Below are 19472 nucleotides of genomic sequence, written 5' to 3' on the forward strand. Positions count from 1 at the left end.
TATTAATATTAGTTACCTAGTATGATAAAAATCTAAGAAGAATAAATTTCTAAAAAACTTTCACAGAATCTAGTCAAACATCCTCTAAGCATATTTTGACGAATGATGGCTAGTATCCTAACTTAGTGCGATGCATTAATATTTTCTACTAAACCCTTCTAAAAAGGCCTTTCATGGATGACTTAGCCCCCTCAGATTTAAAAGCAATCTTACACTCAAAACGTGCCAACTTGTATTACCTCGAATATTGTCGAGTAATGCAAAAAGATGGTCGTGTGCTGTATTTAACTGAAGCCACCAAAGAAAATCTGTATTTCAATATTCCAATCGCAAACACTACCGTATTGTTGCTAGGTAACGGCACATCCATCACACAAGCAGCAATGCGTATGCTGGCACAAGCTGGCGTGCTGGTCGGCTTTTGTGGAGGTGGGGGCACGCCGCTTTACATGGGCAATGAAATTGAATGGTTTACTCCACAAAACGAATACCGCCCTACAGAATACTTACAAGGCTGGATGGGCTTTTGGTTTGATGACGACAAACGTTTGGCAGCGGCAAAAACATTTCAGCATGCACGTATCGACTTTCTAAAACACGTTTGGCAAAAAAACCGAGACTTAAAAACAGAGGGCTTTGACTTTGACGATAACACCATTCAAAACGCGCTCAACTCTTTTTTTACCCGAACTGAAAAAGCCATCAATTCGCAGGAACTGTTGCTAACGGAAGCTCAGCTCACCAAGGTGCTTTACAAATATGCCGCTGATGCAACGCAAAACGAAGGGTTCAAACGTCAATACCAATCTAGCCGCACACTCGATATAGGCAAAGCCAACGACTTTTTAAACCACGGAAATTACTTAGCTTATGGCCTTGCTGCCTGCACGCTTTGGGTGCTTGGTATTCCTCATGGCTTTGCTGTGATGCACGGTAAAACAAGACGAGGCGCTTTGGTGTTTGATATAGCCGATTTAATCAAAGACGCGCTGGTACTGCCTTGGGCATTTATTTGCGCCAAAGAAAGTGCCACAGAGCAAGAATTTCGCCAGCAAATTCTGCAAGCATTTACCGATTACAAAGCGCTTGATTATATGTTTGAGCAAGTGAAAAAAGTCGCACTTCAAAACTCATCAAAAGAGCAAATTGATGCGATTGAAAACAATCAAGCAGGTGACCAATTATGATGGTCACTTTTGTCAGCCAGTGCGAAAAAAATGCCCTCAAAAAAACACGGCGAGTACTGGATGCGTTTGCAGATCGTATCGGCGACAACACATGGCAAACCGTGATCACCCAAGACGGGCTAGATACCGTTAAAAAAATGCTGCGCAAAACTGCTAGTCGCAGTACCGCAGTAAGCTGCCATTGGATCCGAAGCCGCGCCCGAAGTCAGTTTTTATGGGTGGTAGGCAATAAGAATAAGTTCAATTTGGAAGGTGTTGTGCCAGTAAATAGAACTGAAAAAGATCTAGTTATCAACGAGCTGTTTTCGCTAAATACAGAAGTGATAGCTAATATTGCAGCAATTGCGGGTTTTTTCCATGATTTAGGTAAGGCGAATAAACTTTTTCAAATTAAGTTAGGTGTAATAGAGCATGGTGAGGTTGAGGCGTTAAATTCAACTTCGAATTCAGATAATAAAAACTATGAGCCTCTGCGGCATGAATGGGTATCTTTAAGGATATTCCAGGCATTTGTTGGTGACCAAGGCGATCAACAATGGTTGCAAGCGTTAGTCTCTATCAATATTGATACTGCGAATAATCTAGAGCAAGCACTCCCAGCCTACCAAGATTTATTGGTAAAAAATATCACAAACCCATTTGAAACCCTACCACCAATAGCCAAAATGGTGGCTTGGCTAATAGTTTCTCATCATCGATTACCCCAATTTCCCAAGTTTCTTGAAAATCAGCCTCCGATTGAGGGTATTGAGCAATGGAAACATATCTTTGAACCTTGCTGGAACTCACCACAAGCGTTGGGAGAAGATTGGACTCAAGAGCAAATTATTGCCAATTGGCAATTTCCTTTGGGTACACCTTTTAACAGTTCTGATTGGCAAAAAGCAATTTCTGAGGTAGCTAAACGGTCGTTACAGTGTCAAAGGTTACTTTCCGATGAATGGCACAACAATTTATTCACTCAACACCTAGCGCGTCTGTCACTTATGCTGGCCGATCACGGCGAATCTTCGCGCAATGATGTTACCAATAAAGATTCAGATCGAAACTATCTTGCTTTTGCCAATACAGATAAGGATGAAGCAGGTAAACGGTACTTAAAGCAAAAGCTTGATGAACATAATATAAATGTAGGTAAATGGGCATATCATATTGCCTGTGACTTAGCTAGATTTAAGTCGAAGCTCAATACACTGGGTAAGGTTAAAGCGCTAGAAACACCAGTACCAAAAAAGCCAAAACATATTCATGATGAATTTTCTTGGCAAGACAAAGCTTTAAAGTTAGCCTCTTCTCTCAAAGAAACCGTAGAGGATTATGGTTTTTTTGGCATTTCAATGGCTTCTACAGGAAAAGGGAAAACGCGTGCCAATGCAAAGATAATATATGCGTTGTCTGAACCAAACGAATGCCGCTTTAATGTTGCGCTAGGACTCAGGACTTTATCGATTCAAACAGCAAAGGCATTAAGAAAGGATTTATTTTCTGAAGATGTAAAAAGTCAGCAGCAAGCGCGAGAAAAAGTTGCATTACTTGTGGGGTCGCAAGCTGTTAGGGATTTACATCAAATCGAACTACCGCAAGATGGAAGTTCTGAGGTTGATAAAGGCAGTGAATCAGCGGAATCCTTGCTAAAAGATGAACTCGACTTATTAAGCGAAATTGATTTAGAGCAATTAGCATCATTTTCTTGGCTAAAGCATGACTCTAAAATTTTAAAGCTATTACATGCGCCTATTTTAGTAAGCACGATTGATTATCTGGTCCCTGCAACAGAGGGGGTTAGAGGCGGTAGACAAATAGCACCAATGCTGCGTTTATTAAGTTCTGATCTGGTATTAGATGAGCCTGATGATTTTAATTCAGCTGATTTCCCAGCTCTCTGCCGTTTGGTTAATTGGGCTGGGATGTTGGGTAGCAAGGTGCTTATTTCAACTGCAACGATTATGCCTTGTGAAGCCGAAGCATTGTTTGAAGCCTATCAGCAGGGCAGGCTCGAATATACAAAAGCGAATGGTGCTAAAAACACTCAAAACAAGGTTTGTTGTGCTTGGTTCGATGAATGCAATAAACCAAAAAGTGAGCTAATCGATACTGTCGGGACATTCGCAACTGAGCATGAGTCATTTGTTATTGAGCGGGATAAGGCACTGGTCAAAAGTGACTTACGCTTGAGACAAGCTAAGTTAGTTGATATCGATTCTGTAGGGATGGACAGTTATAGCGAAGCGATGGCTGCACGCATTCATCAGTCGGTTTGTGAACTGCATGTATCGCAAGCAGTGAAATTAGTAGATAAGAAAGTATCAATTGGCTTGGTTCGCATGGCTAACATTAACCCTTTAGTTCAGGTTGCCAAGCATTTATTTGTTAAAGCTGCTCCTGCTAATACACGTATTCATTATTGTGTTTACCATGGGCAGTACCCGCTACTACAACGAACAGCTATTGAGCAAATGTTAGATAAAGCGTTGAAGCGTCATGATAATGAGCAATGGATACAGAATTCTGGGGTAGCTGAGCATGTTGAGAAAACCGCAGAGTTAAACCATATTTTTATTGTTCTTGCGACCTCCGTGGCTGAGGTCGGGCGCGATCACGATTATGATTGGGCAGTGGTTGAGCCAAGCTCAATGCGCTCGATAATACAACTAGCTGGTAGAGTGCAACGCCATCGAAAACAAACGCCGGCAACTCATAATATTCATGTGCTATCGCAAAATTATAAAGGGTTGAAAAAAGGCCTGTTATGCTTTGAAAAACCGGGCTTTGAAACAAGCCTCGTACAATGCGCTTCAATAAACCTAACACAATTGAATGTTGAAAGTTATCTTAAATCAATAAGTGCTTCACCTCGTATCTTGTATAACAAAACCAAACCTAATCTGAGCCCAGAAGGGAAGTTTAATTGCTTTTCTGAGGTGGAGCACTTCACCCAAAAGATAACCTTATATGGCATGAAGCCTGTGGCTGGGAATTATGCTGCACGCTGGTGGCAACATGATGTGAGTTGGTGCGGTGAAATACAGCGCCTACAGCCATTTAGGAAGTCACATTTGAGTAAAGGCTTTTCGATCACTTTCTCCGAAAGAACGCAACGCTATTTATGGCAAGAAAAGGTAGATGGTGTATACCCGCCAGAATATAAACCAACTGAGGATATTGATATCCCCAAAGAGCCGGCTGTTATGGCTTGTGGTAATAGCCTATGGCATCAATTTGATTTAGCTAAACAAGTTAAGACGCTGAGTGAAAAACTAGGAAAGAGCGAGCAGCAAACTTTAGCTGTTTATACCCATGTTTTATTACAAGAGCATGATAAAGAAAGCATTGAGCACTGGTTTTATCAAACTGAATTTGGAATTTATAAGTTATTAACTAAGGATGATTGCGACAATGATAAGTAAGCAAACCTCGCAGGCGCTTGCTAAAGGGATAGAAGTCTATTTAGCAATGCGCAGAGACAAAAAGCATGAGGATTATTTAAAATCTAAACCGCAGAAAAAAAAGAATGTAATAAGCAAAGGGGTAAATATTCGTTTAGCGGCTATTGTGAAACGCCTGACCGACAAAAATGAAGCCGTTAAATTAGTTGAAAAAGCGAAAAAGGCTAAAAATCAAACCGCTTTGATGTTTCAACAACAGAAATATCACAACTTACTAGAGTTGCTCGATGCGGATGTAGTTGATTCAGAGTTGAGTGAGTTAAGAGCAGAGTATTTACAGTTCATTAGTGAATTAGAGGCGCAACATAAGCCAGCCAATTGGCTCGATGAATGGGCAATAAAAGCCAAAGACATTAGTTTTGCAACACATGTGGCAAAATTAACACACTCAAGTTCAAAGGGGTCGAGCATTTTAGATACTTCGTTAAGTTCCGATAAACGTTATTTAACTACTAACTCATTAAGTGCTCCTGAAATAGATACCGCTTCGTCTAATGCTGCTTCACTGCCAGTAGCGGATATTTTAAAAGTTGAACATGAAGGCTGTTCAGTTTTAGATTGTTTAAAAGCGGAACATACATCATTGTTTTCGGAGTTCACTGACGATAGTGAGCAAATAGTTGAATGGGTGCAAGGTTTAAAGCAGGCTTATGATAGCGATGTAAAACAAAGTTACTTTTTATCTAAGCAAGTATTTTTTCCGTCTGGCGATCAAAACTATCATTTACTCCTGCCACTCACTTCCTCTTCACTGGCGCAGGCATTACACAATGAACACAAGCAGTACTTTGAAGATGAACAAACAAAAGCGAGAGAGCAGCGTAGAAATAACAAATTTAGTACAACTCCAGTGGTGAGCTATCCAAATAAGGCAAAGCTCAATATTACCGGTTCTAACCACTCTAATGCTTCATCACTAAATGGGAAGCGCGGTGGCAAGATTACACTACTGTCTTCACAGCCACCAAGCTGGAAGTCAAAAGGTACAAGCTATTGTGACTTTGATAGCAAAGCACTTTATAAGACTTTAAGTTATCTAACCAAAAATGAAATAAAAGAGTTAAAAAACTACCTAAAGCTACTTAAAAACAAAGAACTAAGCGATAGTCAGCCTACACGTGCTGCAGCAATCACCAGAAAAGTACAGGCAATTAGCCATGCTTTTTTTGACGAAGTGATGATAGCGAACACCAATGAAGAAACAAACTGGACCAAAGCAAGTAAACTCTCTTTGCCCTACCAGTTATTGTTCGAACCTTATCGCGATGACGAACAAGCTTCAGCCGAAAGACTTACAGGCAAATGGCAAACAGTGATCAGTAAAGATTTTGCTCGTTGGTTAAACAAGCAATTGGATGAAAAGCAATTTAAGCTTGGCACAATTCATTTGGAGTTATGGACAAAGCTATTCTCGCAAGAGTTACGTAGCTTTATGGCTATACAGGAGGTTTCAAAATGAGCCAATATTTAGTATTGAGCAAAATTGAATTACAAAATGCCAATGCAATAGCTGGTTTTACTTGGGGGTTTCCGGCTATAACTCAATTTTTGGGCTTTACTCATGCCTTAAGTCGCAAAATATCAGCTAACTATGAAGGTACTTATAATACCGAGTTTGTTGGTTGCATAGTTGTTGCAAACAAGGTGAGTAATAGAGTTTATCAACCTAAACCTTACGCAGATTTTGAATTTTTACAGAGTAAAAACCCGCCTGTGCTTGCTAAACATAAAAAAGATCCACCGCCAATTATTGAAGAAGGAAAGCTAAATGCCACAGTAAGTTTAGTACTTGAGCTAAGTGATGCACTTTTACTGACTACAGACCAAGTTACTGAATTTGAAAATAAAGTAAAAGCGATGTGTAACAACATGCGAATTGCAGGTGGCAGTGTGCTATCTATCGGCAAAGTCAAATTGTTCTTAGCTAACACAGCTCAAGATGAAAGTAAGCAGCTATTACATATTAAGCGCCTATGTATGCCGGGCTTTGTATTAAAAGACCAAAGTGAATACTTAAAAATGCAAACAGAAGCGTTAGCTGTTGAAAGCATCGAGTCTGCGCCTTTGTCAGCTTGGTTAGACTTCTCAGCCTTAAAAGTTGCAGCGACTCCAGAGTTAGCTGAAGGCCAAACACTTCCTAACGATCAAACTGATGCCAAATGGCAATATCTTAAAAAACCATTTGATGGCTATTTAGTGCCGATAATGGCGGGCTATAAAGCCATTGCACAGCCTCTTACCAAAGAGGAAGTACTCGGTTTACGTGTTAAGCCAGATCCAGAAGACAAAGACGTAAAAGCGGTTACTTTTGTTGAAGCCGTCCATAGCGTTGCTGAATGGTTAAGCATGCATAAAGCGACCCAACTGTCTGATTATATTTGGCGTTATCATCAAAATGGCGAGTGGTATCTATGCCAACAACAATCTAAATCCAGTAACGACGATAACCAACATTTAACTAATACCGATTTATTTAATAATTTATTTTAAGGAAGAATCATGAGCACAATTAAATTACCTAGCGTTTTAGCATTTGATCGCAAATTAGAACCCTCAGATGGTGTTATGTTATCAGGGAGTTGGCAAGATATTGATAATGAAAAAAACTGGCAACCAATAGAACTGTTTGAAAGAAGAAATCGAGCAGTAAAGAGTAATTTTACACAGGAAGTGTTAGAGGACGAAGATGCACTACAAAAGCAAATTGCAGAGGCAAATTTATCATGGGGCGATGATGGCTCCTTAAAGCACGGTCAAGATACGTTGCGTTTAAGCTTCAGTTTAAGAGTGGTTTCAGGCATACAAAATCCAACGGCTTGTAATAATGTTGAATTTGAAAGTCGCTTTAATGAGGTGATCGCAGGTTATGTACAAGATGATTTGCAAGAACTGGCGGCACGATATGCCTATAATATCGCCAACGGACGCTTCTTATGGCGCAACCGAGTCAATGCTCAACAGCTAAAGGTCTTAGTTGGGACTAGTGAGCTGAGTGACAAATTGGAATTTAATGCCTATGACTTTCCTCTCTCAGAAACGACAACGAATGATGAAGATGTTGCTCAATTAGCACAGTTGATTTTGGCTGGCTTTAAAGGAGAAAAAAATACCGTATTGCAAATTGAAGCGTTCGCGCAATTGGGAGATGCACAAAGAGTTTGGCCTTCTCAAGAAATGGTGCTCAATGCAGTCAAAGGTGAAAAAAGTCGTCATCTGTTTTCATTGAACGGAGTGCAGGGCAAAGATAACGTCGCTGCAATGCATTGTGAAAAAATTGGCAATGCATTGCGTACTATTGATGATTGGTATCCGAAGTTTGAGCAAACAAATAAACCGATTGCAATCGAAGCTTACGGGTCTGTAACCCAACGTGGGGTTGCTTATCGTTCAACCCGTAATGATTTTAAAACACTTCTATTGAAATGGTTAAGTAGCGAAACATCTTCGCAATTAACTGAGCAAGATAAACATTTTGTAGTGGCAATGCTGATCCGTGGTGGCGTATTTGGTGAAGGTGAAAGTTAAGGAGGTTTAGATGAACTACTACCAAGAAATCACCATGTTGCCTGACGCAGAAATTCCGCTCGGGTTTATTTGGCAAAACGTCTTTCAACAAGTGCATATTGCGCTTGTTGAACACAAAGCTGGGCCTAATCAATCAGAGATCGCCGTTGGCTTTCCTGACTATGGTCAAAAAGGCTTTCCGCTTGGCAACAAACTACGTTTATTTGCCACAGAGCAGGCGCAGTTAGAAAAGTTATCCATAACTAAATGGTTAACTCGTCTTGAAGACTACTGCCATGTAAAAGCCATAAAGCCAGTGCCAGAAGAAGTAACATGGGTGAGTTTTTCTCGTCAGCATGTTAAATCACCTGAACGCATTGAGCGTGAGATGCAAGAAAAGGCTGAACGGTGGTCAGCTAAAAGTGGTAAGCCTTTAGTTGAATGCTTAGCAGAGTTAGAAAGAACTAAACCTTCTTCAAAATGTGACTTACCTTTTGTTTATTTGCACAGTCAACAAACAAAGCAACGTTCACCAGACATTAATAGTAAATATCCTTTGTTTATCAAGTTGCAAGAGTTTACTGGTAAGTCAAACGGTACATTTGACTGTTACGGATTGAGTTCAAAGTCAAATGAGGAAAATGTGAATGGGTGCGTGCCTCAGTTTTAACAAATAAAAGGGGACTTTTACCCTTTATTTTTGCTCTTTAAAAATTTGCATAAAATACAGTGTGTTGCAACATGCTATAAAAATAAGGTAAAAATTGGTTTTTTATCTTAATAGCTTGTTGCAACTTACTTTTTTCCGTTTACTCTATACTTCACTGCCGAACAGGCAGCTTAGAAATATCTGACCGCGAAAGAAGTGGAGAACATCGTCTTCACTGCCGAACAGGCAGCTTAGAAAAGAGATAGCCCCTATCATCGCGCAAAGCGTATCTTCACTGCCGAACAGGCAGCTTAGAAACAATTGAACTAAGAACCCAAGAGACTTCGGAACTTCACTGCCGAACAGGCAGCTTAGAAAAATTTTGCGTAAGCGCGCACGGTGAGTCTTAACTTCACTGCCGAACAGGCAGCTTAGAAAGCTGAGTTGCACTACCCAAACTGGTATCAGCGCTTCACTGCCGAACAGGCAGCTTAGAAATCTAACCTCGACAACATTTTCTACGATTGGGTCTTCACTGCCGAACAGGCAGCTTAGAAATCAACAGCGGCTTTATCGGCGAGAGGCTCACACTTCACTGCCGAACAGGCAGCTTAGAAAACTCAAGGAATCGGGTAGTTGGTCTGCGTAGACTTCACTGCCGAACAGGCAGCTTAGAAACCTTCTCTAAATGAGTCAACGCATGATTGAGATCTTCACTGCCGAACAGGCAGCTTAGAAATCTCCTACCAAAGGCGCTTATTATGCGATACCCTTCACTGCCGAACAGGCAGCTTAGAAATTCGGCAGCAGCTTCGCCTTCTTCGGGGCCACCTTCACTGCCGAACAGGCAGCTTAGAAATAAATCAGCCGTGCGGAAATGAATGCGGCGAACTTCACTGCCGAACAGGCAGCTTAGAAATTATAAGATAGAAAGCCTAGGAAAACGACAGTCTTCACTGCCGAACAGGCAGCTTAGAAATTCAAGGTACTGATAACTATTTTGATGGTTTGCTTCACTGCCGAACAGGCAGCTTAGAAATGCCAGCTGGGTGAGTAAATGTATTGCCTTGCCTTCACTGCCGAACAGGCAGCTTAGAAACACAGCAGGGTCTAGCGCTACACCTTTGCGGCCTTCACTGCCGAACAGGCAGCTTAGAAAACTTGGATGAAAAAGGACGCCCGCCCCACGGTCTTCACTGCCGAACAGGCAGCTTAGAAATCTTTTTATGGATACCGGTGCCTTTCAATTTTCTTCACTGCCGAACAGGCAGCTTAGAAAGCTGATAAGCTCACATCGCCATTGGCGTTAATCTTCACTGCCGAACAGGCAGCTTAGAAAAATGAAGACATTGGAGTCATTGCCAGCACGGCCTTCACTGCCGAACAGGCAGCTTAGAAAGCCAAATTCCAACCCTATGGAGCAAATACAATCTTCACTGCCGAACAGGCAGCTTAGAAAACCAACTGCCAACACTGCCCGTTAAATCATCGCTTCACTGCCGAACAGGCAGCTTAGAAAAATACGCTTTTCGCATGCTCACCTGAGCCTGTCTTCACTGCCGAACAGGCAGCTTAGAAAAATAGAGCGCCAGCAGAAACGAATAATGTCATCTTCACTGCCGAACAGGCAGCTTAGAAACGATGCCTTGAGTGGTGCGCGACTTACTTTTGCTTCACTGCCGAACAGGCAGCTTAGAAAAAGCTATTTAGATTACCGGACATACCCGACATCTTCACTGCCGAACAGGCAGCTTAGAAAGTGTCGCAAACGTGTAGCCACCGTCGAAAGGACTTCACTGCCGAACAGGCAGCTTAGAAAAACCAACGACGCAATCAACACAAGTACAACCTCTTCACTGCCGAACAGGCAGCTTAGAAAAACTGGCGCGGGGGCGCTCTTTTCTGCAAACGCTTCACTGCCGAACAGGCAGCTTAGAAAAACGTGTACCCAGTGCACGCGAAAGGCTCTTACTTCACTGCCGAACAGGCAGCTTAGAAAGATTATGATGGCGTTTACTTTGGCGATTTGAACTTCACTGCCGAACAGGCAGCTTAGAAATGATGACGCCAACTTTAGCTATGACAAGACTTCTTCACTGCCGAACAGGCAGCTTAGAAAACATGGAGGTGGGAGGGTAGGCGACTCTATTTCTTCACTGCCGAACAGGCAGCTTAGAAAATTAGAAACAAAACAAGCAAGGCTGCGCCCGCCTTCACTGCCGAACAGGCAGCTTAGAAAAATCTGGTTTGAAGCAACCTGATTATCAAGATCTTCACTGCCGAACAGGCAGCTTAGAAAAACTGCGAAGTAAGCAGATAAGAAAACAGCCTCTTCACTGCCGAACAGGCAGCTTAGAAATCAAAGGCCAATTTACTGTTTATCACTCGCCGCTTCACTGCCGAACAGGCAGCTTAGAAAAATGGCGACCAGAGCGGCGGCAACAGCGGCTTCTTCACTGCCGAACAGGCAGCTTAGAAATTAAAACGAAAAATAAAGGCGGTACCGCCGTTCTTCACTGCCGAACAGGCAGCTTAGAAAATCACATGCTCTTCTAGCCAATCAATGTCGTACTTCACTGCCGAACAGGCAGCTTAGAAATTTTTAAAGGAGGTATAAACCGCCCTGGATATCTTCACTGCCGAACAGGCAGCTTAGAAAAGTTGCTGTCGTCAACGTCGATAAAATCGAATCTTCACTGCCGAACAGGCAGCTTAGAAATTTTTCGTAGGCTCGAAATAGTTTTCCGTTTTCTTGACTGCCGAACAGGCAGCTTAGAAAAAAAATTCTGCATTTCGTCCAGGACAACCAGGCTTCACTGCCGAACAGGCAGCTTAGAAACCAGTCGTTAATCTCACGCCCGTTAACCGACACTTCACTGCCGAACAGGCAGCTTAGAAATACCGTGAAAAAGGCGACTTATCGCGTGAAATCTTCACTGCCGAACAGGCAGCTTAGAAATGGGCAAGCAATTTTAATATTCGCCGCTTCCACTTCACTGCCGAACAGGCAGCTTAGAAAATCATCGCCGAAGCGCATAATAAGGGGGCTAGCTTCACTGCCGAACAGGCAGCTTAGAAATATGAGGGTTGAAAGAAATACCGTACGTTCCACTTCACTGCCGAACAGGCAGCTTAGAAAGTACGCGCACAACCAAGGTGATACGCCTAAGTCTTCACTGCCGAACAGGCAGCTTAGAAATTATGGACCAAACAACAGGTTTTGGTGGGAAACTTCACTGCCGAACAGGCAGCTTAGAAATTGGGTGGCAGTACAAGCAACTTATTTTTTATCTTCACTGCCGAACAGGCAGCTTAGAAATTGGACGCAATGAGTGCAACACCGAGCACCAGCTTCACTGCCAAACAGGCAGCTTAGAAAAAAAGCAAGAGGTGGTAACCCAGACTATTGAACTTCACTGCCAAACAGGCAGCTTAGAAAATACATTGCAGGGTTGTAAGTCTCGACAATATCTTCACTGCCAAACAGGCAGCTTAGAAAGGCACAGACTTTACCTGGCGCTACGCTTCACTCTTCACTGCCGAACAGGCAGCTTAGAAAATCAACGCCCCAACACAAAAAAAGTGCCAGCTCTTCACTGCCGAACAGGCAGCTTAGAAAGAAGGTGACAGCACAGAATGCAAGAATCAGCACTTCACTGCCGAACAGGCAGCTTAGAAAACAAAGAAACCCCGCATAAAATGAGCCGAGCACTTCACTGCCGAACAGGCAGCTTAGAAATTGAAATACGAATCCACTGCATGTATGCATTCCTTCACTGCCGAACAGGTAGCTTAGAAATTTATAATTTGTGAGCCGTGATTGTCTCTAATCTTTACTGCTGAATAGGCACCTTATCAGTGGGCTTGATGTTTTTGAGTTGTGTGTCGTTAAGTGGTTTAACCGTTTTTGCCATATCTACTATTCCCTGAAGACCTTTAAACTTAAGGCTTTGGCGCAGCGACGTACTACGAGAACGAACACTATGTACTAACTTAGTACATGAAGCAGTACATAAACAACTGAATTTCAAAAAAGTGGGCGTACATTACAGGCATTAAAAAACCCGCTAAGTCTTTATTCTCAGCGGGTTTTTAAACGTTTTCGAACTTAATCGAACAGTGAAGTGGTGGAGCTGGGGGGATTTGAACCCCCGTCCGGAAAACCTCGACCATCGGTCCTACATGTTTAGTGTCGTCTTTTGGTTAACCTTTGAGTCTCGGACGCACACGATAAACAAAGGCGAGGCCGCTTAGTTTTAACCCTTCAACCCCGGCCAGGGTTTCCGTAGCGAGTCTATGTAGGGTGACACTTCAAAACCGGGTCCACAGACATACACCGGAGAAGTGCTAGCGGGCTATTATGCCGCTAGAGCGTAGTTATCGTCGTTTGCGATTACTTTAAAATGCGGCTTTTTTACGAGGCCAACCGCACCTCGACATGCACCTCAGGCGTCTTGAATCCCGTCGAATCCTAATCAGCCCCTGAAATACGTTTCAGTATCCATGAGTATAACTGAGAGCGTGACCCTACTACAAGCGAAAGCAACTGAATTTCTTATAAATCAGGCGTGTTTGCCTATTCCCTGTGCAAAATCAACGCATTTGCTATAACAACTGCGAAAAGAGTATGAACAATTACTTAACAATTAAGTATGAGTATGGTCAAATAGCGCTCGATGCAAAAACACTAATAATAAAATCGTGCTCACTTGTTGGGCGCTTCTTGGAAGTAAAATAACGTGTCCCTATTTGCCTTTGATAAGCTCAGTGGCGAGGTGAGCTTAATTGATCACCCCATGAATGGCTCAGTACCTGCCAGCGCTACCCAGCTTATGGAATTACTGGCGCAATCGCCTTACGCCGACTGCGAAATCCTTGATGCCAATATCGCGGCATTATTTAATCCGTCTAAGTCTAACCAGTCACGTGTTGTAGCGCGGGCAGTTAATGCTCGTCTGAATGTTAATATCGATGAACCACTGATGATGGCAGAGGGCGAGCTCATCTGCGCTCGTGGTGGTGAAATTTTAGATTTAGACAACGCTGTGCGCCAACTTCGTGAAGCTGGAATTAAAAAAGGTATTAGTCGTAAAGCTCTTGAGTTGTTGCTAGCAAAGCAGTTTGAGCTGCCACCAGGGGGGCGTGCCACGGCAATTGTTGCTGTTGGGCGTAAAGCCAAAAGTGGTGAAGATGCACGTTTTATTCGTCTATGCGCCACCGCTCAAGACCGCGTTTTATGTCCGAAAGAAGCTGAAAATGGCAAGGTGGATATGCGCGACCTTGGCGATATTATTACGGTGAAGCCGGGTAGCCCGTTAATGCAAAGAGTGCCAGCAACGGCAGGGGAGCCTGGGTACAATTTATTTGGTGAGCAACTTGCGCCTAAACCCGGTCGTCAGTTTCCGCTTGAGGTTATGGAAGGCACGCGTCTAGACAGTGACAACGAAAACCTCTTGGTGGCCGACGCTGTCGGGGTGCCGGTTGCACTTGCTCGGGGTGTGCGAGTGGACGACGTGCTGTGCTATGACTTCGTTGATGCAACAACGGGGCATATTCGCTTCGAGGGCAGTGTGATTGTCAGCGGCGATGTAAAAGATGCGATGCAAATTGTCGCCACTGGTGATATCACCGTCTTGGGCTTTGTCGAATCGGCAACGCTACAAAGCGACAATGAGATCACCGTCGTTAAGGGCGTGATCGGACGCAAACGAGACGAGTCTGAACCCTGTAGTTGCCGTATTCAAGCTAAACGCAGTGTCTCTATTGGCTATGCTCAATACAGTGATATTCAATCGCAGCAAGATATCTTTATCGACCGCCAAGCACTGCACTGTGAGCTAAGCGCTCGGCGCTTAATTCGTGTTGGTCGGGGCAAAAACCCCCGAGGCAAGTTGATTGGTGGCTTTGTCAGCAATGCTTTGCGCATAGAAACTGGCGAGTTAGGTGCGCCATCGGGTACACGCACTAAAGTGTATCTGGGTCAGTATTACTATGAACTAAAACAAAAGCGTAAAACCTTAGCTGAACAGCAAAAACGCATTAACGAGAAGTTTGCTGCCTTACAGGTGCTTCGTAAAAAGGCCTTAAAAGAGGCGGATAATGACAAACGCAAACGTCAGTGCGCACATTTGGATAAGCATGAAGCTCAGTGGGTGGCCATCAAGCAAGGGTTAGAGAAGAAAAAACGACTCGTGCAACAGCGCATTAATATGTTGTTGGGCACGAGCCGTGTGCGGGTAAATGACTTAATGCACCCTGGAGTGGAGCTGAAAATTGCCCATGATACAACGCAGATATCGCGTATCTATCCGCCACATTCGGCGCTATTGAGTGAAGGCAAAATCACTCAACAATTTCCACTTTAAGGCACATGCGGCCTTAGACGCCTTCGGTATTTTCCGGCGGTGTAGGCTCTTCGCTAGTCTCGGTACTAGCGAGCGGCCAGCCTCCCAAGCTTTGCCATTTGTTAACGATAAAGCAGAACAGCTCAGCGGTACGCTCTGTATCATACAAGGCGCTGTGCGCTTGGGCATTATCAAACTCAATTCCCGCAGTGCGACACGCTTTTGCCAGTACCGTTTGTCCCAACGCTAATCCGGCCAGCGACGTGGTGTCAAAGCTTACAAAAGGGTGAAATGGCGTGCGTTTAATTTTACAGCGCTCAATAGCCGCATTTAAAAAGCCATGATCAAAGGCGGCATTATGGGCAACCACCACGGAGCGTTGGCAGCCGGCGTCTTTTTGCGCTTTGCGTACAAATTTACAGATACTTTTCATTGCTTCGCTTTCATCCACCGCGCCACGCAAAGGTGAGAAAGGGTCGATACCATTAAACTCAATAGCCGATTGCTCGATGTTTGCCCCTTCAAAAGGGTCAACATGAAAGTGTTGCGTTTGGTCTAAGTGCAAGTAGCCTTGCTCATCCATTTTTAATGTGGTGACAGCAATTTCAAGCAATGCGTCGGTATTTTTATTAAAGCCAGCGGTTTCCACGTCGATAACTACAGGGAAGAAGCCGCGAAAGCGCTGTGCAAAGCGTGTTGGTTCTGTGTCTGCCATAATACTGCCCAAAGCCAATAAAGGCCGGCTATTATGGCAAAAACTGCGCCATGCCAACAGGGGCTAAGGTAAAATTAATCACGCCATAGTGCCATCAAGTTCGTTTTCTGTGGTACAAGTATTGCATTGCGTTTCGTACACGGTAAAAGCGTCAATGGTTCGACGAGGTATGTTCACATCATGATTAGGTTTTCATTAATTGCATTGAGTGTGTTGTTAAGCGCTCAGGCGCAGGCGGCGATGCGCAGCTATGAGGCTTCAGCACAGTCCTCGCATTGGACCTTGGTAGAAAACTCGCGTTTACAGTGCCAACTTAATCATGAAGTTCCCTATTATGGCGAAGCCATATTCCGCGCTCATGCCAGCAAAAATAAAGCCTTAAACTTTAATTTGGACATGGTTGTTCGCCCCAATAATTATGACTTAGCTGCATTGGAAGCGGTGCCGCCAAGCTGGCGCCCAGGCACCCATGCGAAAGCGTTAGCGTCAATGGAGCTACTGCGGCAATTCGATGGCGAGCTAGGTGACAGTGCGGCTTGGGAGATGCTCTCAGAGCTAGAGAAGGGCAATCATCCCACTTTTTACTACCAAGACTGGCGTAACGCCCGTGATCAGGTTTCGGTAGGCTTATCGTCGGTTAATTTTAAGCAAGCGTATTGGGCGTTTTTACAATGTCGTGACGGATTATTGCCTTTTAGTTTTGAAGATATCGCGTTTACGGTGATGAACTACAAGAAAAACTCCAGCGAGTTGACCAAATCATCGAAAAAGCGCCTCGCACAGATAGGTGAGTACCTCAAGCATGACAAAGAAATAGAGTCGGTGATGATCTCAGCCTACACCGATAGCTATGGTGGACGTTGGAATAACCTCGAACTTTCTAAACGCCGTGCGGCGGCGATTGCCGAGTATATTAAAGAGTTAGGTGTAGATGAAGGTAAGTTGGTGACTACGGGGTTTGGCGAGAAGCGCCATGTAGCTCCAAACGAGACGGTGATTGGTCGCGGCAAAAACCGTCGCGTAGTGATTCAAATAGCTAAGCCATAAGGCTCATCAGCGTAGCTTATTCGTTAGCGGCGCTGACCATGGCACTGATTTCTGTCCACTCATCACGTTGATACACACTAATGCGTACCGGATGGCCGTTTACATCATAAAACAAGGTAAAGCGGCCAATATCACTGGTAATATTCAACGGCTCACCCAGCTTACTCTGATAAAAATCAGTGACTTCGTTGTCAGTAAGTCGAGTGAAACCATCAAGCACCATGGGGTATTTCTTTTCCACGGTCATGCGGGTGGTAAAATCTTCTGGCAAAGGTAGCAAAGACAAGTCCGCATAGGCTAGGTTGCTCGCCGCTACCAAAACACTTCCTGCAAGGGTGGTAGCTAGTCGGCGAAAAGCGTTATTCATGGTTTCACTCCGATTATAAACACATCTTTATATTATAAAATTTAACCTATATTTAACCAAAAATCACTTTATTTGTCCGCGCTTTAGGTCGCGAATAATAAAACGGGCAGGGTGCAGGGCCTGATCGACACGATTTGAAATCGGCAATGGCTCATCACACAAGCTGGCCACTAGTGCCTCAGCGCACAGGGGAGCCGTGCATAAGCCTCGTGCCCCTAAGCCAGTAAACAAGTGTAAACCAGGGTTTTGATGACGCAGTGGTTGCTGGCCTTGCCATTGTCCTTTAGGTAGCAATGGGAAGGCCGCCATATAATCGTCTTGTTGCGCATATTGCCCTATAATAGGCAAATGATCGGCGAGGGTTGCGCGAATAGCGGCTTTGGCACCGTTAATATCCTGTAACTCTTGAGTCCAGTCGCAATCACCATAAAATCCGGCAAATTGTTGCCAATTAGTGCGATCATCAGCATCGCGAATATCCCGCGCTTGGGTGTCTTTTTCAAAGGTTGCACCCATACAATGGCTGCCATCGTGAGCCGGTGTAAAATACCCTTTGTGGCAAAGCACAGTGTTGAGCTTGCGCGAGTTATCGCTGGCGCTCAGGTGTGACACTTGACCGCGCACACTTTGTAGCGCCAACTCGCTCTTTGGCAACAGCTCAGTGGAGTGCTCCCCCATACAAATAAATACATCGCTAAAATCGTCATAGCCCTGGTTTTTGCACAGCAACTGCCAACGCTCACCCACGCGATTAACAGCCGTAACCTGAGTGGCAAAATGGATGTCGATCTGCGCCTGCTGCTTGGCTTGAGTGACCAATGCCTGCACCAGTTCCACGGGGCTAACCCAGCCCGCATCAGGGATGAATAAACCACCATAGGGAGTATCAATGCCGGCAATATCGCTGGCTTGCTTCGCATCTACACCCTGTATCAACCACTGCGGCCAATTGTTCTTACTGAGCAAGTTGGCATGGCGTTTTTGTCCTTCCTCTTTAACGCCTTGTAGCAGCACGCCACACCATTGGTGGGCAAAATCAACATCGTTTGCCAGTTGCTCGTACAAGCGCTTGGCATATAAAAAGCTGTGCGCGAAGAGCTCACTGGAGGGCGATACATCTGCTTGCAAGTGCGGATACACTGCGCCTTGTTTGTTGTGTGACGCACCTTGAGCCAGTTCGTCGTCAGCGCAAAAGAGGGTGCAAGGAATATTGCGTGCCGTTAACCGATGAGCCAATGTCGCCGCAGCGATGCCACCACCAACAATGGCAACCTTATCTAAGGGGCGGGTATGGCGAACAAATGGCGCCGGAACATTGGTGGTCGCGGTGGTATGTTCAAGCTCACCCACTATCATCTCGCGCTTGCGGCCATAGCCTTTCACTTTATTCACCTTGAACCCGGCTTGCTGCAGCCCTCGGCGTACAAAGCCTGCAGCGGTGAAGGTGGCAAAGGTGGCGGCTTCGCGACCAAGATGTGCCATAGCATCGAACAAAGACTGCTGCCACATATCAGGATTTTTACTCGGGGCGAAGCCATCTAAAAACCACGCATCGACGAGACCATGCTGATTGAAGTTCATCTGCTCGATGCTATCAAGCACATCGCCAATCCATAAATCCAAGGTCACATCACCAAAGTGCAGGCGATGGCAACCAGGCAAGGCCTCGGGATACTGTGCCACCAGTTGCTCACTGTAATGGCTCAGTTGCGGCCAGGCTGCTAGAGCTCGGGCTAAATCCTGACGCTGGATAGGGAATTTCTCAAAGGAGATAAAATGCAGCCGGGTGGCTTTTTTCTCTGTTTGGGTGGCAAAGCGTTGCCATGCATTCAAAAAGTTTAAACCCGTACCAAACCCTGTTTCGGCAATGACAAATTGCTCGCGCGGATGACTGCATAGTCGCTCACTGATGTGGTTATGCTGATAAAATACATAATCTGATTCAGCCAGGCCGTCTTCATTAGAGAAGTAAACATCGTCAAAATCGTCGGCGACGGGGGTGCCACAGTCATTAAAATGGATTTTAGCGTGGGTAATCATTTTGGCTCTTTGAGTAAGTCTTTGCCCACTATTTTAGCGACTTTACAGCGGTGCGTATATTGTCACTAAAAGATCATCTCGGGCGCTTGAAAATTTCAGTGTACATATGTACGCTGGAATGACCACTTCGGAATCAGTTTCCGCGTAAACTATACGCAATTTAGATCTAAGCT

11 protein-coding genes, 1 other RNA gene and 1 CRISPR repeat array are annotated in these 19472 nt (G+C 44.4%); of the genes, 8 read left to right on the forward strand and 4 right to left on the reverse strand.

The window, feature by feature from the left end; translation table 11 throughout:
- Positions 1-173: 173 nt before the first annotated feature.
- From cas1f to cas6f, 6 genes are read left to right on the forward strand one after another with little or no spacing between them, the layout of a single operon-like run.
- On the forward strand, positions 174-1187 hold the full coding sequence (gene cas1f, locus FIU82_RS05160; protein WP_152440509.1) for a type I-F CRISPR-associated endonuclease Cas1f: 1014 nt from the start codon (positions 174-176) through the stop codon (positions 1185-1187).
- Positions 1184-4594, forward strand: a complete 3411-nt coding sequence (gene cas3f / locus FIU82_RS05165; protein WP_152440510.1) for a type I-F CRISPR-associated helicase Cas3f — start codon at positions 1184-1186, stop codon at positions 4592-4594. The genes cas1f and cas3f overlap by 4 nt, the downstream gene beginning before the upstream one ends.
- Positions 4584-6092, forward strand: a complete 1509-nt coding sequence (csy1, locus tag FIU82_RS05170) for a type I-F CRISPR-associated protein Csy1 (protein ID WP_172972705.1) — start codon at positions 4584-4586, stop codon at positions 6090-6092. Before cas3f ends, csy1 begins: the two co-directional genes overlap by 11 nt.
- Entirely contained in the window at positions 6089-7123 is a 1035-nt protein-coding gene (csy2, locus tag FIU82_RS05175; RefSeq protein ID WP_152440512.1) for a type I-F CRISPR-associated protein Csy2, read from the forward strand. Before csy1 ends, csy2 begins: the two co-directional genes overlap by 4 nt.
- A 9-nt stretch (positions 7124-7132) precedes the next feature.
- Complete coding sequence (csy3, locus tag FIU82_RS05180; protein WP_152440513.1) at positions 7133-8158, forward strand: type I-F CRISPR-associated protein Csy3; 1026 nt, start codon at positions 7133-7135, stop codon at positions 8156-8158.
- A gap of 10 nt (positions 8159-8168) precedes the next feature.
- A complete protein-coding gene (gene cas6f / locus FIU82_RS05185; protein WP_152440514.1) occupies positions 8169-8807 on the forward strand; it encodes a type I-F CRISPR-associated endoribonuclease Cas6/Csy4 in 639 nt (212 codons plus the stop codon).
- 149 nt (positions 8808-8956) lie between these two features.
- Positions 8957-12645: a CRISPR direct-repeat array (repeat unit 28 nt; unit sequence CTTCACTGCCGAACAGGCAGCTTAGAAA).
- Between the two features lie 266 nt (positions 12646-12911).
- Here cas6f and ssrA read toward each other — a convergent pair.
- Positions 12912-13269: a transfer-messenger RNA gene (ssrA, locus tag FIU82_RS05190) on the reverse strand.
- Positions 13270-13525: 256 nt separating this feature from the next.
- Between ssrA and FIU82_RS05195 the strand changes: the two genes are divergently transcribed.
- Positions 13526-15151: a DUF342 domain-containing protein gene (locus FIU82_RS05195; RefSeq protein ID WP_152440515.1), complete on the forward strand. Its 1626-nt coding sequence runs from the start codon at positions 13526-13528 to the stop codon at positions 15149-15151.
- 13 nt (positions 15152-15164) lie between these two features.
- Here the strand turns inward: FIU82_RS05195 and rnt are convergent, their stop codons facing one another.
- Positions 15165-15845 carry a ribonuclease T gene (gene rnt, locus FIU82_RS05200; RefSeq protein ID WP_152440516.1) on the reverse strand — a complete coding sequence of 227 codons (681 nt, stop codon included), beginning with the start codon at positions 15843-15845 and terminating at the stop codon, positions 15165-15167.
- A 180-nt stretch (positions 15846-16025) separates the two neighbouring features.
- Between rnt and FIU82_RS05205 the strand changes: the two genes are divergently transcribed.
- On the forward strand, positions 16026-16892 hold the full coding sequence (locus FIU82_RS05205; RefSeq protein ID WP_152440517.1) for an OmpA family protein: 867 nt from the start codon (positions 16026-16028) through the stop codon (positions 16890-16892).
- Between the two features lie 16 nt (positions 16893-16908).
- Here FIU82_RS05205 and FIU82_RS05210 read toward each other — a convergent pair whose 3' ends face one another.
- Together FIU82_RS05210 and mnmC are read right to left on the reverse strand one after the other, a co-directional pair.
- A complete protein-coding gene (locus FIU82_RS05210) occupies positions 16909-17259 on the reverse strand; it encodes a hypothetical protein (RefSeq protein ID WP_138547863.1) in 351 nt (116 codons plus the stop codon).
- 63 nt (positions 17260-17322) lie between these two features.
- A complete protein-coding gene (mnmC, locus tag FIU82_RS05215) occupies positions 17323-19299 on the reverse strand; it encodes a bifunctional tRNA (5-methylaminomethyl-2-thiouridine)(34)-methyltransferase MnmD/FAD-dependent 5-carboxymethylaminomethyl-2-thiouridine(34) oxidoreductase MnmC (protein WP_152440518.1) in 1977 nt (658 codons plus the stop codon).
- Positions 19300-19472 lie beyond the last annotated feature (173 nt).

It is taken from the genome of Pseudoalteromonas sp. THAF3, assembly GCF_009363775.1.
Lineage (GTDB): Bacteria > Pseudomonadota > Gammaproteobacteria > Enterobacterales > Alteromonadaceae > Pseudoalteromonas > Pseudoalteromonas ruthenica.

What these genes read in the sequence shown, in the direction of transcription:
- csy2 (WP_152440512.1), top strand. Translation starts at nt 6,089, where the DNA reads ATGAGCCAATATTTAGTATTGAGCAAAATTGAATTACAAAATGCCAAT.
- csy3 (WP_152440513.1), top strand. Translation starts at nt 7,133, where the DNA reads ATGAGCACAATTAAATTACCTAGCGTTTTAGCATTTGATCGCAAATTA.
- cas3f (WP_152440510.1), top strand. Translation starts at nt 1,184, where the DNA reads ATGATGGTCACTTTTGTCAGCCAGTGCGAAAAAAATGCCCTCAAAAAA.
- rnt (WP_152440516.1), bottom strand. Translation starts at nt 15,845, where the DNA reads ATGGCAGACACAGAACCAACACGCTTTGCACAGCGCTTTCGCGGCTTC.
- mnmC (WP_152440518.1), bottom strand. Translation starts at nt 19,299, where the DNA reads ATGATTACCCACGCTAAAATCCATTTTAATGACTGTGGCACCCCCGTC.
- FIU82_RS05210 (WP_138547863.1), bottom strand. Translation starts at nt 17,259, where the DNA reads ATGAATAACGCTTTTCGCCGACTAGCTACCACCCTTGCAGGAAGTGTT.
- FIU82_RS05205 (WP_152440517.1), top strand. Translation starts at nt 16,026, where the DNA reads ATGATTAGGTTTTCATTAATTGCATTGAGTGTGTTGTTAAGCGCTCAG.
- csy1 (WP_172972705.1), top strand. Translation starts at nt 4,584, where the DNA reads ATGATAAGTAAGCAAACCTCGCAGGCGCTTGCTAAAGGGATAGAAGTC.
- cas1f (WP_152440509.1), top strand. Translation starts at nt 174, where the DNA reads ATGGATGACTTAGCCCCCTCAGATTTAAAAGCAATCTTACACTCAAAA.
- cas6f (WP_152440514.1), top strand. Translation starts at nt 8,169, where the DNA reads ATGAACTACTACCAAGAAATCACCATGTTGCCTGACGCAGAAATTCCG.